15 protein-coding genes and 4 tRNA genes are annotated in these 16,070 nt (G+C 42.5%); 18 read left to right on the forward strand and 1 reads right to left on the reverse strand.

Going from position 1 to position 16,070, the window contains the following annotated elements; all coding sequences use genetic code 11:
* Positions 1 to 4: 4 nt before the first annotated feature.
* Positions 5 to 1,435, reverse strand: a complete 1,431-nt coding sequence (argH, locus tag WAE57_RS07725; RefSeq protein WP_337709776.1) for an argininosuccinate lyase — start codon at positions 1,433 to 1,435, stop codon at positions 5 to 7.
* Between argH and WAE57_RS07730 the strand changes: the two genes are divergently transcribed.
* From WAE57_RS07730 to WAE57_RS07815, 18 genes are all read left to right on the forward strand, one after another.
* Positions 1,426 to 2,583 (forward strand): histidine kinase, encoded by a 1,158-nt coding sequence (locus WAE57_RS07730; RefSeq protein ID WP_337709778.1) that lies wholly within the window; start codon positions 1,426 to 1,428, stop codon positions 2,581 to 2,583. The genes argH and WAE57_RS07730 overlap by 10 nt on opposite strands.
* Before the next feature lie 52 nt (positions 2,584 to 2,635).
* Positions 2,636 to 3,376, forward strand: coding sequence for a LytTR family DNA-binding domain-containing protein (locus tag WAE57_RS07735; RefSeq protein ID WP_086174611.1), 741 nt, complete (start codon positions 2,636 to 2,638; stop codon positions 3,374 to 3,376).
* Positions 3,377 to 3,484: 108 nt separating this feature from the next.
* Positions 3,485 to 4,402: a hydroxymethylbilane synthase gene (gene hemC / locus WAE57_RS07740; protein ID WP_337709781.1), complete on the forward strand. Its 918-nt coding sequence runs from the start codon at positions 3,485 to 3,487 to the stop codon at positions 4,400 to 4,402.
* A gap of 1 nt (position 4,403) precedes the next feature.
* Positions 4,404 to 5,183 (forward strand): uroporphyrinogen-III synthase, encoded by a 780-nt coding sequence (locus WAE57_RS07745; protein ID WP_337709783.1) that lies wholly within the window; start codon positions 4,404 to 4,406, stop codon positions 5,181 to 5,183.
* Positions 5,180 to 6,022, forward strand: a complete 843-nt coding sequence (locus WAE57_RS07750) for a hypothetical protein (RefSeq protein ID WP_337709785.1) — start codon at positions 5,180 to 5,182, stop codon at positions 6,020 to 6,022. The genes WAE57_RS07745 and WAE57_RS07750 overlap by 4 nt, the downstream gene beginning before the upstream one ends.
* Before the next feature lie 7 nt (positions 6,023 to 6,029).
* Positions 6,030 to 7,223, forward strand: coding sequence for a heme biosynthesis protein HemY (locus WAE57_RS07755; RefSeq protein WP_237786828.1), 1,194 nt, complete (start codon positions 6,030 to 6,032; stop codon positions 7,221 to 7,223).
* Between the two features lie 10 nt (positions 7,224 to 7,233).
* Entirely contained in the window at positions 7,234 to 7,662 is a 429-nt protein-coding gene (locus WAE57_RS07760) for a thioesterase family protein (protein ID WP_237786827.1), read from the forward strand.
* A 157-nt stretch (positions 7,663 to 7,819) separates the two neighbouring features.
* The gene (locus WAE57_RS07765; RefSeq protein ID WP_086174605.1) at positions 7,820 to 8,146 is read left to right on the forward strand and encodes an H-NS histone family protein; all 327 of its coding nucleotides are present in this window, start codon (positions 7,820 to 7,822) and stop codon (positions 8,144 to 8,146) included.
* A 172-nt stretch (positions 8,147 to 8,318) separates the two neighbouring features.
* The gene (gspN, locus tag WAE57_RS07770) at positions 8,319 to 9,062 is read left to right on the forward strand and encodes a type II secretion system protein N (RefSeq protein WP_237786826.1); all 744 of its coding nucleotides are present in this window, start codon (positions 8,319 to 8,321) and stop codon (positions 9,060 to 9,062) included.
* Positions 9,062 to 9,904, forward strand: coding sequence for a type II secretion system protein N (locus tag WAE57_RS07775; protein ID WP_337709790.1), 843 nt, complete (start codon positions 9,062 to 9,064; stop codon positions 9,902 to 9,904). The genes gspN and WAE57_RS07775 overlap by 1 nt, the downstream gene beginning before the upstream one ends.
* A 43-nt stretch (positions 9,905 to 9,947) precedes the next feature.
* Positions 9,948 to 12,203, forward strand: coding sequence for a type II secretion system secretin GspD (gspD, locus tag WAE57_RS07780; RefSeq protein ID WP_337709792.1), 2,256 nt, complete (start codon positions 9,948 to 9,950; stop codon positions 12,201 to 12,203).
* A gap of 69 nt (positions 12,204 to 12,272) precedes the next feature.
* The gene (locus WAE57_RS07785) at positions 12,273 to 12,974 is read left to right on the forward strand and encodes an FHA domain-containing protein (RefSeq protein ID WP_337709794.1); all 702 of its coding nucleotides are present in this window, start codon (positions 12,273 to 12,275) and stop codon (positions 12,972 to 12,974) included.
* A 104-nt stretch (positions 12,975 to 13,078) separates the two neighbouring features.
* The gene (gene gph, locus WAE57_RS07790; protein ID WP_337709796.1) at positions 13,079 to 13,750 is read left to right on the forward strand and encodes a phosphoglycolate phosphatase; all 672 of its coding nucleotides are present in this window, start codon (positions 13,079 to 13,081) and stop codon (positions 13,748 to 13,750) included.
* A 116-nt stretch (positions 13,751 to 13,866) separates the two neighbouring features.
* Entirely contained in the window at positions 13,867 to 15,360 is a 1,494-nt protein-coding gene (trpE, locus tag WAE57_RS07795) for an anthranilate synthase component I (protein ID WP_337709798.1), read from the forward strand.
* Between the two features lie 98 nt (positions 15,361 to 15,458).
* Positions 15,459 to 15,534: transfer RNA gene (locus WAE57_RS07800), tRNA-Thr, on the forward strand.
* 48 nt (positions 15,535 to 15,582) lie between these two features.
* Positions 15,583 to 15,666: transfer RNA gene (locus WAE57_RS07805), tRNA-Tyr, on the forward strand.
* A gap of 38 nt (positions 15,667 to 15,704) precedes the next feature.
* A tRNA-Gly gene (locus tag WAE57_RS07810) sits at positions 15,705 to 15,780 on the forward strand.
* A 19-nt stretch (positions 15,781 to 15,799) separates the two neighbouring features.
* Positions 15,800 to 15,874, forward strand: a tRNA-Thr gene (locus WAE57_RS07815).
* The last annotated feature ends 196 nt before the right edge of the window (positions 15,875 to 16,070 follow it).

The raw sequence follows: 16,070 nt of genomic DNA on the forward strand, positions 1-16,070 counted from the left end.
TTCCTTAAGCGTAAAGTTTTTCTAAGCGTGTATAGGCACGTGCAATTGCAGCTTCGACTTGAGCAGGTGCAGTACCACCAATGTGGTTACGTGCATTGACCGATGCTTCAAGTGTTAATGCTTTTTCAAATACATCAGCTTGAATCAAGTCAGAGAACTGTTGCAGTTGTTCTAATGTTAATTCAGATAGGTCTTTGCCTTCTTGAACACCAAGCGCTACCGCTTTACCGACAATTTCATGCGCATCACGGAAAGCAACGCCATTTTTTACCAGGTAATCGGCAAGGTCAGTTGCAGTTGAGAAACCACGAAGCGCAGCTTCACGCATAATTTCAATGTTTGGAACCAATGCAGGAATCATGTCAGCAAAGGCCATGAGTGAACCACGAACGGTATCAATGGCATCAAACAAAGGCTCTTTGTCTTCCTGGTTGTCTTTGTTATAAGCCAATGGTTGACCTTTCATTAAGGTTAATAGGCTCATGAGGTCGCCATAGACACGGCCAGTCTTACCACGGATCAGTTCAGGAACATCCGGGTTTTTCTTTTGCGGCATGATTGAAGAGCCGGTACAGAAACGGTCTGGAATGTTCACAAATTTGAACTGTGCAGATGTCCACAGAATCATTTCTTCAGACATACGAGACAGGTGCATCATAATTAAAGATGCAGCAGCATTGAATTCAATGCCGAAGTCACGGTCAGATACAGCATCCAGCGAGTTTTCACATACTGCTTCAAAACCTAAAAGTTCAGCCGTGTAAGCACGTTCGATTGGGTAAGTTGTACCCGCAAGTGCAGCAGAACCAAGTGGTAAACGGTTTACACGTTTACGGCAGTCAATTAAACGCTCAGAGTCGCGTACCAGCATTTCAAACCAGGCCATTAAATGGTGACCAAAAGTCACAGGCTGAGCCGTTTGAAGATGGGTAAAACCTGGCATAATGGTGTTGGTGTTTTTAGCCGCTAAGCCCAAAATACCTTTTTGCAGTTTTTCTAATAATTGAAGAATGGCATCAATTTCATCACGCACGTATAGACGGATATCTGTTGCCACCTGGTCGTTACGGCTACGGCCAGTATGTAATTTTTTACCTGTGATGCCGATACGTTGAGTCAAACGCGACTCAATATTCATATGTACATCTTCTAGGTCAATGCGCCATTCGAAATCACCTGCTTCAATTTCAGCTTTAATGGTGTTTAGGCCGTTAATGATGTCATCGCGTTCATGTTCTGTTAAAACCCCAACTTTGGCAAGCATGGTTGCATGCGCAATAGAACCTGCAATATCTTGTTTATAAAAGCGTTGGTCAAATTGAACAGATGCTGTAAATTCAGCAACAAATGCGTCAGTAGCTTCAGAGAAACGACCGCCCCACATACCCGAAGTTTGGGCTTGTGACGGATTTGAGGAATTAGAAGATGTGGTCATATCGGCTCAATAAAATAAAAAGCAGTAATTTGAATGAGAGTATAGCAAATTCAGAATCACTTGCCGAAAAACAAGTCGATCCAACTTCGACGTATACCAATGATGGGAAAAATAATTCCGCCTATTTTTTTACGAAAATAGGACATTGGCAACATCTAATTGAATTATTTATTGCCAGTAATATTTTGGCAGTCATCCTGGCTCTGGCAGAAGCACAATCCTGGTCGGCCTTGAGTGTCGATCGTCTGCTGCAATACATGTTGTTCATTAATTGGGTTTTGCTGGCTTTTGTCGCATTGGTTGAGCTGTTTCAGAAAAAAATTCAGCATTTAAGTTTTGGGCAAGCCTTAGGTGTTGGCTTTACTCTATTGCAGATGATTATTTTATTGACCACCATCGTGCTGAATGGTTTGATTTATTTTGGACAAAATTTTCAAATCCACAATTTAAGCAGCGATGTTTTACTGGATGGTGTAGTGCTACATCTCAGTTATGGCGTGCTGATCGGAACATTCTGTTTCCGCTATCTGTATATGCGCGAACAGTGGGCACGCCAGCAAAACAGTGAATTGAATGCGCGTATTCAGGCCATGCAAGCCCGGATTCATCCACATTTTTTATTTAATAGTCTTAATACCGTGATTAGTTTGATTAGTATTGATCCGGATAAAGCGGAACAAATGTTACTGAATTTATCACAACTATTTCGTGCGAGTTTTAAAGAACTTAAACTGGTTCGATTAAAAGATGAAATTGAATTGTGCCAGCGTTATCTGGCGATTGAGCAGATTCGTTTAGGTGATCGCTTACAGGTAGAATGGAAATATGACGATGAAGTTCTGTTTTCTCAGATACAAATTCCTTTATTAACTTTACAACCTTTAGTGGAAAATAGTATTTTTCATGGAGTTGAAAAATTTCTAACAAAGAGTACGATAAGCATATTGATTGAAATATTGCAAAATCAAGTCAATATAGTCATTACTAACCCTTATACACAGGATAAAATAAATTTACGACAGGGACATGGTATTGCAGTCGAAAATGTGAAGCAGCGGCTTGAGGCTTATTATGGTCGCTCTGCAACTTTTCAGACATACGCGGGGAAGGGAATATTTACCACAGTTGTGCAATATCGATATAAATAAAAGATCATAGTTAACCTATAAAAAAAATGATGTTGACTGTGAAGGAGGAGAAATGGACATCCTGATTTGCGATGATGAACCTCTCGCTGTAGAGCGATTGTCACGTTTAGTTACGCAACTGGGACACCAAGTGGTTGCCACTGCAAGTTATGGGCGGCAAGCAATTGAAATGACTCAATTCTATGAGCCAGACGTAGTACTTTTAGATATTCAAATGCCTGAAATGGATGGCTTGAGCTGCGCCGAACATTTGCGCCAGCTTGATCCTATGCCCGCCATTGTTTTTTGTACGGCTTATGATGAACATGCTTTGGACGCATTTAAGTCACATGCAGAAGGCTATTTACTAAAACCGGTGATGCAGCAGGAATTGCAACAGGTATTAGATCATTTAACAAAACTGACTCAAGCACAAATGAGCACTTTAAAACAAAAAGAAGATATGGACGAACTCAATATAAAACGCCACCAAATTGTGGCAAAAACCTACCGTGGGGTAGAACTGGTTCCTGTAGAAAATATTTATTATTTTTTAGCAGATCAAAAATATGTCACGGTACGGCATAAAAATGGCAGTGTACTGATTGATGAAACTTTAAAAGATCTGGAAAATGAATTTGGCGACCAGTTTGTTCGAATTCATCGCAATGCCTTGGTTTCAGTACATTTTCTGGATGGTCTTGAAGTGATCAGTTCGGGGCAGTATCAAGTGCGTTGCCGTGAACTGGAAGAGCGACTGGCGGTAAGCCGACGTCATCTGCCCAATTTAAGAGAACGCATCCAAAAAATGTAAATCTGGTCGGCATAATTTTAGGTGACAACAACAGTGCAAATTTACTTGCATTTTCTAGTCAGCGCGTTAAGTTTACACTATCGCACTTATTAACTGTTTCTTGAATTTATGAAGATTTTGAAGATTGCAACTCGACAAAGCCCGCTTGCTTTATGGCAGGCGGAACATATTCGTGCCCGTTTAGAGGCATTGCATGCTGATCTTAAAGTTGAGTTAGTGACCTTCGTCACCCAGGGTGACAAAATTTTGGATACGCCTTTGGCCAAAATTGGTGGAAAAGGACTATTTGTTAAAGAGTTGGAAGCTGCCTTGCTGGATGGCCGGGCAGACCTGGCGGTCCATTCAATGAAGGATGTACCAATGGCCTTGCCTGAAGGGCTGGAGCTTGCAGTCATCTGTGAGCGAGAAGATCCACTAGATGCTTTTGTCTCAAATCACTATGCAAGTTTTGATGCCTTACCCCAAGGTGCCAAAGTTGGTACATCTAGCCTGCGTCGTAAAAGTCAAATTTTAAAAGCCCGTCCTGATTTAGAGATTATTGATTTGCGTGGCAATGTCGGTACGCGTTTATCCAAACTGGATGCAGGCCTCTATGATGCCATTATTCTGGCAAGTGCAGGTTTGAAACGTTTAGGTTTGGCGGAGCGGATTCGCCATACCTTGCCAGCTGCAGTAAGTTTGCCAGCAGTAGGACAAGGCGCACTGGGTTTGGAATGCCGTGCGGCAGATCAGGCGGTACTGGATCTTATTTTACCGCTGTTACATCAGGAAACCGATGTCTGTGTACGTGCAGAACGTGCATTCAATGCTTATCTGGAAGGGGGCTGCCAAGTGCCGATTGCGGGGCATGCGACTTTAATGGAAGGTCAATTACACATTGAAGGTCGTGTTGGCAGTGTAGATGGTGCGACTTTATTAAAAGCCGAACTGAGCGGAACACCTGAACAGGCTGTAGAACTGGGTGAAACGTTAGCGCAAAAATTAGTTGAACAAGGCGCTGGCGACTTATTGAAAGCGCTCTATTAATATGGTGTTTATCAATACACGTCCGCAGGACCGTGCAGAAAATTTGAGTCATGCCTTACGCATAGCTCAAATTGACGTGTTAGATTTACCTTTATTGCAATTGCTGCCTCGACCCTGGTCAGCGGACTTATCTGAACTTTACCGGCAATTGCCTGCGGCTCAGGTAATTGTGGCGGTCAGTCCCACTGCCGTGCAAATCGGCATGGATTATTTAAAACAATCCTGTATAACGCTGGATCAGCTTAAACATGTTCAGTGGATTGCGGTCGGGGATCGTACCGCTCAGGCTTTGGCGCAATATGGTATTTCTGCCGAAGTCCCCAAAGTTGAAACATCGGAAGGAATGTTACAGCTTCCTGTTTTACAAACCCTCAATTCAGGTCAGTGTCTGGCTTTTTGGCGTGGCGAAGGGGGGCGCCTGTTTATGATGGATCAGTTAAAACAGCAAGGCATGCGAATTCTAAATTTTGTTTTATATCAGCGCCGTTGTCCGGTATTTACTCAGCAAGATTTAGCTAATGTATTATCTTTATTAGAAAAACAAGCACAGTATGCTATGGTGGTCAGTAGCGAAGCGAGTTGGTTGAACTGGATTCAGCTCATGCAAGATCAAAAACAGCTGATTGCAAAAGGGCATTATCTGGTTTTAGGTGAGCGCTTGTATCAAGTTGTTTCGAATTATAAAAAAAATCAGGCAACATGTTTTAATATCACACGACTACCTGATTTAAAAACAGATTCAATTTTGCAGAAGCTTGTTGTTGTGCAAGGGAACACATGAAGAAAACACTCATTCTATTATTTATTTTAAGTCTGCTCTGGATTGCCAAATTAAGTTATGACGTATTTAATCTTACTGCACAACAAACGGAATTAAGCGCGAGTCTGCATCGAATTGAACAGAACAATGCAAATTTAAATGACCAATTTGTCGCTTTACAGCGCAAAGTAACGCTGACTGATGGATCTGCGGCGGCTGGCTCACAGGCAGCACAGGATTTAAAAACCATTCAAGCTGCAAGTATTGATCCTATTGTTGCGATTAAACAGCAATTAGAATTGATTGAATTTATGTTGAAGCAACAACAATTTACGGCGGCTTTAAATAAATTAACCGATTTAGATCAAAATATTGAACACTATGCTCTCGCTGTGCCATTGAAGCAAAGTTTGCATCAGGTGATTGCCAAAGATCATCAGGTTATTCAGCAGTTTGTTAGTGAACGGGTGGCTCAGCAAGTCAAAGTGGATGAATTAATCCAGCAGCTTGATGCTGCTTTGGCTCAGGAATTAAAAGCGCCACAATTAAGTGCGAGCCAGGCATCGGATAAATATTTCTGGCAACGCTGGCTGGTGATTGAACCCGCAAAACAACCTGCTAAAGCATTAATGCAGCGTCCACTCATTTTAAAAGAAGCACAGCTCAGATTGTTAATTGCGCAACAGGCCTTAAAACAGGGGCAATATTTGGAATATCAAAAATCACTGACAGAAATTATTCAATTACTGAATCAGATTCCAGATGAGAAAACGCGACAGCTGATTCAAAATATCCAGAAGATCAAAGGATTTAGCATTAAGCCTACGCCTGGTTTAAATACGCGCGCATTATTGGGGTAATGAATTAATGAAGCAGATTTTACTGGCCTATGCTTTTATCAGCTTAATTATTATTGCCGGCTTAAGTGTTTTAAGTTATGGCTATGGTGCGGGTTATGTTTATTTATATTGGCGCGAATGGCAAATTCAGACCAATATCTGGATGATTTTTATTATTCTGGCCAGTCTAAGTCTATTTATTCAGCTATTGTGGTTACTGATTAAACGCTATTTAATCCGCGAACAACGCAAGCTAGAAACTGTATTTAATTTTAAAAACCTGCATCCTTATGAACAGTTGGCAGTCATCTGGTTATTAGAAGCCGCACAAGACCAACACCAGTTTATTCAAAACGTATTTTCTCAATCGGGTTTATTAAAAGGTATTATCGGTTCGCGACTATATTGGATCCAGCAGCAATATCCACAAGCCTTGGCAATCTTAAATCAAAGCAATGCCATGGCATTTGAATTGGCGGAAATCCAGCGCATAGAAATTTACCTGTCACAAAATGATGCCGAGCAGGCATTAACCCATCTTGAATTCTTAAATCAGCATGAGCTTTCACCCTGGTTAAACGATGTGAAAAGTGCCTATGATTTAAGATTAACCAGTTTATGGGAAAAGTTTGCCATTCAGTTTCCCTGGATGTATTTACGCTCGACTAAATATGGACATTTAGGGACAGAAAAAAAACAGGAATGGCTACAGCAGCTATTGCTTCATTTTGATCAGGCTAATGTCGAAAGTTTGCAAAATTTGCAACAGCGTTATTTAGACTTGCAAGACCAAATTTATAGCCGTGATTATGAGATCAAGGTGTTATGGTTAAAGCTGTTATCACGGATGCCGGAAATGAGCCAGCAGCATGAAGCATTGGTGTTGCATTTACTGGATGAGCAATTTAATCAGGACGTTTTTTATTTATGGTTCCAGCAGCAATTATTAAAGCAAAATCCTGATTATTTAATGGTTGAGCAGCGGATTGACTATTGGGAAAATAAATATCCTTCTTTGCCTGTATTTACCTTTGCAAAATGGCATGTATATAGCGCAACTGCAAGAACGGCTGAAGCTGATCAATTACTTGAATTATACCCAGATAATGTAATGATGAATTATTTAAGAATTAAGTCTACTTTAAAAGGTCAGGATGATTTGATTAAACAGTTAAATTTAATATTTGAAAATAATGCAAATTTTGTTGAAATAAAGATATAAAGGTAAAAATATGCTGACCCTGTCCGATTATCCGGTCATTTATGATCAGTCTGTTGCTTGGGGCGATATGGATGCCTTTGGGCATGTGAATAATGTTATGTATTACCGTTATATTGAGAGTGCCCGCATATTCTACATGGATGCCCTGAATATTTTTGAACATGATGTTTATACAGTGGTTGCATCCAATCAGTGCAAATATATCAGTCCGTTATTTTATCCGGACCGGCTTAAAATTGGTGTTCGCGTAGAAGAAATTCGTAATAGTGCATTTAGAATGAGTTATCTATTATGGAGCGAGTCACAACAACAAAATATCGCCGTCGCAGAGGCAGTTATTGTCTGTGTAAATAAGGAGACCATGCTTAAAACGGAAATACCTGAAATTATTCGTCATAAAATGACAGAAACTGAATTAAGTGTGAATCATTTAATTTAAAAAATATTTAAAGTGGATGCTCTATAAATTGAAAGAAATGTGAAATCTGTTTTTAAAGATTGTTGTTTATTTAAAAAATTGTATTGAATGTTTTAAATAATAAAAATATTATGAGCGGGTTTTAAATAAAAAAATATAAACTTATTGTGGAGTTAATATGATGCCGGACATTAGTAATTTATCTGTTGAAGAGTTAAAGCGGTTACAAGTTGAAGCTGAAGCATTAATTGCTTCTAAAAAAGATCAAGCGGTTGAAGATGCTTATCAGCAAATTTTAGATATTGCCGATAACGTAGGTTTAACGATTGAACAAATTTTAGAGTTTGGCGCAACTAAACGTAAGAAAAGTACACGCAAATCTGTAGAACCACGTTACCGCAGCAAAAAGAATGCAGCTGATACCTGGACAGGTCGTGGCAAACAACCTCGCTGGTTAGTTGCAGAACTTGAAAGTGGTGCAAAATTGGAAGATTTTCTCATCTGATTTAAATATGTATGAGATGCTCATCTAATTAGATGCAATATAAAAAACCAGGTCTTTAGACCTGGTTTTTTTATATCTTTGAATTGGCGTTGAGAAAAAAGTGTGCATAATGGGAGTAGAAATATAATATTGGCGTTTAGGGCAGAATAATTGATATGTGGGTCGTGGTGGGATGATAAACAAACCCAAATACATCACGTGGTGGATTTTTTCCATCAGCGTTTTTTTTATTTTCATATTACTCCAGATTCCAGCGGCTTGGATTATTTCAAAATTTTATAAAAACAACCAGGTTTTACACAATGTCAGCGGTAACATCTGGCAGGGGCAAGCAGATTGGCATAAGGGAAATTTAACCGGGTCGTTAAGTTGGAAAACACGCCCCCTAGACCTTTTTTTGCTGCGTTTAGGGGCAAATATAGAGTTACATAGTGGACATACCCAGCTAGATGGTATTGTCGGTTATGGTTTTGGCAAAAAAATAATTATTCATGATTTAAATGGTCAGGTTGCACCGGAAACCCTGAAACATCTGGTGGAATGGCAGTGGCCAGCCAATGCCCTTCAATTGCAGGATATAAATTTCAATTTTAAAAAAGAACAGGGCTTTGCTCAGGCCGAAGGTCAGTTGCAATGGGTCGGTGGCGAGCTGCTTTATACCTATGCCCAACGCCAGGATCGGATGAATATCCCTTCATTGAAAGGAAGATTAGCGGATGAAAATAATAAGCTGGTCTTTGATATTCGGGATCAGCGTGATCAAAAGCTGATGGCATTGGAGCTGGATCAAAACTTGATGCTTGATGTGCAATTGACTCAGCGTCTGCTACTGAATGTTGCTTCTTATGATGGTAAAGCTGGTTTGGACACCTATGTGATCAGTTCGCGCCAACCCTTGTTTAAAGGTGGCTTCTAATGAATCAGTGGATGGAAAAAATTCAACAATTAAATTGGAAACAGGCAGACCGGATTGCCCCCTTATTATTGATCCTGCTGATTTTGTATTTATGCTGGAAGTTGGCGAACATTTTCTGGTTGCTGGTAGCACCGCCTCAGGTGATGCAGCTGGAGCGGGTTGAGCTGGGTTCACAGCAGCCGCAGGTGCCAAACATTTCTTCATTTGCGCTGTTTCATGAAGCTGGCAAGACAGCTGCGGCAGAAGACAATGTTAACCTGATTTTGCAAGGTGTAGTGGTTGGTCATCCAAATCAATTTTCGTCGGCAGTGATTAAAGTTAATGATCAGGCTGATCGCTATCGGGTTGGTGAAAGTATTGCACCCACCTCTTATCAGTTGGCTGAAGTGCATTGGGATCGAGTAGTGTTGCGTCAAAGCAATGGTACGACGCGAGAACTACAATTTAAAGGCATTGAAAATGGTTTGGATCAAAGCATTGTTCAGCCTGCAGCAACCAGCTTGCCTACGACAAATAATCAGGTTACGCCGAGCATGCCCAGTCAGGAACAAAATGCTTTAGGGCAAGCGGTACAGAAGATACAGGAAGACCGTGACCAGTATTTAAAAGATATGGGGGTCAATGCGGCTAGCGGGGGCTATGAAGTGACCGCAAGAACGCCAGCAGCATTGCGCAGTAAGCTGGGACTGCAACCTGGGGACCGGATCATGTCTTTAAATGGACAGGCTGTGGGTCAGGGGCAAAGTGATGCCCAGTTGCTGGAACAGGCTCGACGTGAAGGTCAGGTCAAAATAGAAATAAAGCGTGGTGATCAAGTGATGACCATACAACAAAATTTTTAAGTGATGTATCGTCACCTTACAGGATTAGGAAGCACGGAACTTTATGGCTTTATTTAATCATCATCGTCCAGTTTGGGCTTTATTCGCAGCGGCACCTCTTATTGCTATGGTGAGTACTTCTACTCATGCGCAAACATGGAAAATCAACTTACGTGATGCTGATTTAACAGCATTTATTAATGAAGTGGCCGATATTACAGGGAAAAATTTTGCTGTTGATCCACGGGTGCGCGGCAATGTCACAGTCATTTCAAATAAGCCTTTAAATAAAGCCGAAGTTTACGATTTATTTCTAGGGGTGTTGAACGTTAATGGTGTGGTGGCCATTCCTTCTGGCAATACCATAAAATTGGTGCCTGACAGCAACGTGAAAAGTTCCGGTATTCCTTATGATGCCAAGCACCGCGCGACTGGTGATCAAATTGTCACACGTGTGATTTGGCTGGAAAATACCAACCCGAATGACCTGATTCCTGCAATCCGTCCATTGATGCCGCAGTTTGCAAATTTGTCAGCTGTGGCTGGAACCAATGCGCTGATTGTGTCCGACCGTGCCAGTAATATTGCTCAGCTGGAAATCATTATCCGTAACCTGGATGGTACCGGGCAAAATGATATTGAAGCCGTGACCCTGCAATCCAGTCAGGCTGAAGAAATGATCGGCTTACTGGAATCCATGAGCTCTACCGGTGCAGCACGAGATTTAAAAGGCTCGCGTATCCGTATTATTGCTGATACCCGAACCAACCGGATTGTGCTTAAAGGAGATACCGCAACCCGCAAGCGCATCCGTCAGATGATTGAAATGCTGGATGTGCCGGCAGCAGATCGGTTGGGCGGCTTAAAAGTCTTTCGCTTGAAATATGCCAGTGCCAAAAATCTTGCAGAAATTTTACAAGGATTGGTATCTGGTCAATCAGTATCAAGCTCATCAGCTTCATCATCAAACAATAATAATATGATGAGCAATTTAAGTAATAACAATTCCAGCAGTACTTCTTCCAGCAATAGTTCTTCCAGTATTTCCACCCCAAGCATTAATTTGGGTGGAAGTTCGAATAATAATACTACTAAGGGTATTACTAGTTTTAATGCCAATGGTGTCAGTATTATTGCCGATGACAGCCAAAATTCATTGGTAGTGAAAGCCGATCCGCAACTGATGCGTGAAATTGAATCGGCCATTCAGCAGCTGGATATCCGTCGTCAGCAGGTACTGATTGAAGCTGCCATCATTGAATTGGAAGGCAATGATGCCGACCAATTGGGCGTGCAATGGGCATTGGGTGATCTGAACAGCGGTATTGGTTTAATCAACTTTAGCAATGCGGGGGCCAGTCTCGCTTCGCTTGCTGCCGGATATGTGGCGGGTGGGGCAGCAGGTGCTGCGGCCAAATTGGGCACAGGCACTTCATTGTTGCTTGGGGATTATAAAGAAGGCGATAATGGTTCACGCAAACTTTATGGTGCATTGATTCAGGCCTTAAAGAGCAAAACCAAGTCCAACTTGCTTTCTACGCCTTCCATCGTAACCATGGATAATGAGCAGGCTTATATTGTCGTGGGGCAAAACGTCCCCTTTGTGACAGGTTCTGTATCCACAGGTGCAGCCGGGGTTGCCAACCCTTATACCACGGTAGAACGTAAGGATGTCGGTGTCACTTTAAAGGTGGTGCCGCATATTGGCGAGGGCGGTTCGGTTCGTCTTGAAGTGGAGCAGGAAGTTTCTGCGGTACAGCCCAAAGGTGAAGCTCAAGATTTAATTACCAGTAAGCGTGCCATCAAGACTTCGATTCTGGCTGAGCATGGACAAACCATTGTATTGGGCGGCTTAATTTCCGATAACTCGATTCATAGCCGTCAGTCGGTACCGGGTTTGGGGGCAATCCCAGGTCTGGGACGTTTATTCCGTGCCGATGCCAAATCCAATGAAAAACGCAATTTGCTGGTGTTTATCCACCCGACAATTGTAGGTGATAGTCAGGATGTGCGCCGTTTGTCGCAGCAGCGCTATAGCCAGTTATATAGCTTGCAATTGGCTATGGATCAGGATGGTACTTTTGCAAAATTACCTGAAAATGTAGAAGATATTTATCAGCAGCGAATTCCGGTTACACCGTCAGTGCCGAATTATCAAACTGTACCTTCGGCAACCCAGGCACAACCGAATGCAGCTACGTTTACTACTCCAGTGGCAATTGAGCCAGTTGTGCAAAAACAGGCGATAGCTGTGCCGCAATCAGTAGTAGAAAAAACCAGAAATACGGTCACCACGACCAAGATTCGTTCCGGTTCTTAACAGAGTGGGTAAAGAATTGAATATTTGCCGTGATATGATGATTTAAAATCACAAAGAGAAGTGCATTTCATGACTTGGAAAATACAAGCAATTACCGGTGAATTAACGGGACAGGAAATTAGCATCGACCGTGATATGTTGGTCGGTCGCCATCAGAGCGCAGACATCGTATTGCAAGCTGGGGAAATTTCACGCAAACATGCAGCTTTTTTGCTCAAAGACCAGGCCTTATGGCTGCAAGATTTGAATTCATCGAATGGCACCTTCGTCAATGATGTGCGCATTGAACATGAAACCTTGTTAAAAGAAGGGGATATCATTCAGTTTGCAGGCTTGAAGTTCTCTGTACTTGCACCGGCTAAAGAGATTGAGCCAGCATTGGCTGAAACGGAAATTGTTCCGACCAGCGAGCAGCCTTCAGAGGCAGTTGCAGCTTCTGAAACTGCGGCAGCAGCACCAGTTGAACCAGCAGCAAAGACTGCAGCCGAACAGATGAATGATCAGGGCATGCCTGAACTGACTGAACGTGATGCCAATGTTCAGGTGAGCCGCGATGGTATGCCGCAAGGCGTTGCAGTGCCAAAACCAGCGCCAATTCCTGAAGGTGTGGACTTGAGTGCAATTCCCGAGCAGCAAACACCAATAGCGATTGAAACACCGGTATCACGTGTTGAGCAAGCCAAAGAAGAGCAGAAGAATGCATCGCTGGGTTTAATCTCGATTATTGTACTGATTATTCTTGCAATCATTGCCTGGTTATTCTTTAAATAAGCCTGTGCGCGACTTACAATTAAGGCATGCAATCGCATGCCTTAATTATGTGGGTTATTTGAGTTATTTGGGTGTGGGTTAAGGTAAATCGTGAGAGGGAAAAGATGTCGGTAGCAAAACTGGAAAGCCGTGAACTGATTTTATTTGACTTGGATGGTACCTTGGTTGACTCAGCGTCAGATTTGTACCGGGCTATGAATATGAGCCTGAATGCCTTGCAGTTACCTGCAGTGACGGAAGAGCAGGTTCGCACCTGGATTGGCAAGGGAACCTCGGTATTTTGTCAAAGTACCCTGAAATATTTAACCGGACAGGTTGATCCAGCCCAGCATCAACAATTACTCGATACCTTTTTAAGCATTTATAATGCAGATCCTTGTATAGACACCCAGCCCTTTAAAGGCATTATCGAGTTTTTGGAGTGGGGGCTGAAAAACAATAAAAAAATGATCTGTGTTACCAATAAGCCTGAACAACCGGCACGTGCGATTGTCGAAACGCTGGGCTTAAGTCACTATTTTGTCGATGTGATTGGCGGAGACCGTTTTCAAGAGCGTAAGCCGCATCCACGACAGTTGCTGTTTTGTGTGAATGAATATGCTGTCACTACAGCAGAAACGCTCATGATTGGTGATTCCAGTAATGATGTGGAAGCGGCAAGACGTGCAGGAGTTGATTGTATTGTGGTTAGCTATGGCTATAATCATGGTGAAGATATTCATGATTGCCAGCCACAGCAAGTGGTTGATGATTTAACGGAATTACTTGCGCAATAATTGAAAATTAAGGATAGCGGAATGAGAGATTGTATGGTTTTTCGATGGCGAAACTAAGTCAGACTACAGCAAAACAAACCTAAACCAGCCATATCGAAAACATATAGAGAATACTCATGACAACTCAAACTCAATTCGAGCAGTTAAAATCTGACGGTTACAACCTGATTCCAGTTTATCGCCAGCGTTTGGCCGATACCGAAACACCCCTGTCGGTATTTGCGCGTCTGAAAGACCATCAACAAGCTTATTTATTTGAATCGGTCGAAGGTGGAGAAAACTGGGCACGTTATTCCATTATCGGTTTGGGTGAGTCCACGGTATTTTCATGCAATCGCGGTGTTTTAACCATTCAGCAGGCGGATGGCTCAATAGAAAGCCAAAGCTGCAGTGACCCTTTTCAATATATTCGTGATTTTCAGGCTCAGTTTCAGGTGCCGACACAAAAAGATTTACCTGATTTACCGAGCTTTACTGGTGGTCTGGTTGGCTACTTTGGTTATGACGCCGTGCGTTATATTGAACCGCGCCTAAAAAATGTGCCTGAGGCCGATCCGGTAGGTTTGCCTGATATCTGGATGATGCTGTCTAAAACCGTGATTGTGTTTGATAACTTAAAAGATACTTTATTCCTCATTGTGCATGCAGATGTTAATGATCCTGAAGCCTATGCCAAGGCTCAAGCACAGTTAGACAAATTGGAGGAAACACTGGCAACTCCAATTAGCCTGCAGGCAAAAAAACATACAGCACCACATTTTGAGTCTTTAACCGGGCACGACAAGTTTATCGAATCCATTGCCAAGGTGAAGGAATACATTAAAGCCGGTGATGTCATGCAGGTTGTTCCGGGACATCGTATGGTATCGGACTTCGATGGCGAGCCTTTACAGGTTTACCGCGCACTGCGTCATCTCAATCCATCGCCTTATTTGTTTCTGGTGCAAGGGCAAACGCTGGATAATCACAAACCTTTCCATATTGTAGGATCTTCACCTGAAATTTTATCGCGTCTGGAAAATGGGATTGCGACCGTGCGTCCTTTGGCGGGTACACGTCCGCGCGGTAAAACCAAAGAAGAAGATTTGGCACTTGAACAAGATTTGCTTTCAGATGAAAAAGAGATTGCTGAACATCTGATGCTGATTGACTTAGGGCGTAACGATGTCGGGCGTGTGTCAAAAATCGGGAAAGTGCAGGTCACCGATAAAATGGTGATCGAACGTTATTCACATGTCATGCACATTGTCTCAAATGTGCAGGGTGAAGTACGTGATGATGTCGATGCGCTGGATGTATTTAAAGCCACTTTCCCGGCAGGTACGCTTTCAGGCGCACCAAAAATTCGTGCCATGGAAATTATTGACGAAGTTGAGCCGGTCAAACGCGGAATTTTCGGTGGGGCTGTCGGTTATTTAGGCTGGCATGGGGAAATGGACATGTCTATTGCCATTCGAACCTGTGTTATTCGTGAAAATAAGGTCTATGTTCAGGCTGGAGCAGGGCTGGTTTATGACTCAAATCCTGAATCTGAATGGAATGAAACCCAGATAAAAGCTCGCGCAGTGATCAAAGCGGTTGAATTATCATCAAACGGGTTGATTTTATGAGTTTTTGACGGTTTTTTTGAAAAAAACACTTGCACGGATTCTAAGTTTTGCTAAACTGCACACCGTTCCGATACGAAACGTACGAAACACTAAGAAACGCCGGCATAGCTCAGTTGGTAGAGCAACTGACTTGTAATCAGTAGGTCCACAGTTCGAATCCGTGTGCCGGCACCATCTTGGAGTACGAAGTAAAGAACAAACACTGATGTAAGTGTAAAAAATGGTGAGGTTCCCGAGCGGTCAAAGGGGGCGGACTGTAACTCCGCTACGAAAGTTTCGAAGGTTCGAATCCTTCCCTCACCACCAATTTTAAGACTTCAAATAGTGGATTGTACCAACATCGTGCGGGAGTAGCTCAGTTGGTAGAGCGGTAGCCTTCCAAGCTACATGTCGCGAGTTCGACCCTCGTCTCCCGCTCCATTTTGAAGTACAAAAATTTGCTCTTATAGCTCAGTGGTAGAGCACTCCCTTGGTAAGGGAGAGGTCTCGAGTTCAAATCTCGATAAGAGCTCCAAATACAGTTTGGCAACATTGTTGCAAAGATTTTAAAAAGCAGGCTTATTAGTCTGCTTTTCAAGTATTGGGTGTTTGGTTTTTTAAAGCGATAAGTCGATGCTGAGTTTTGCTCAGAATTGTGTTCGACGTAAACGAGGAATATAAACATGGCTAAGGCTAAGTTCGAACGTAATAAGCCACACGTAAACGTGGGC

The organism is Acinetobacter sp. NS-4 (assembly GCF_037402435.1).
GTDB lineage: Bacteria > Pseudomonadota > Gammaproteobacteria > Pseudomonadales > Moraxellaceae > Acinetobacter.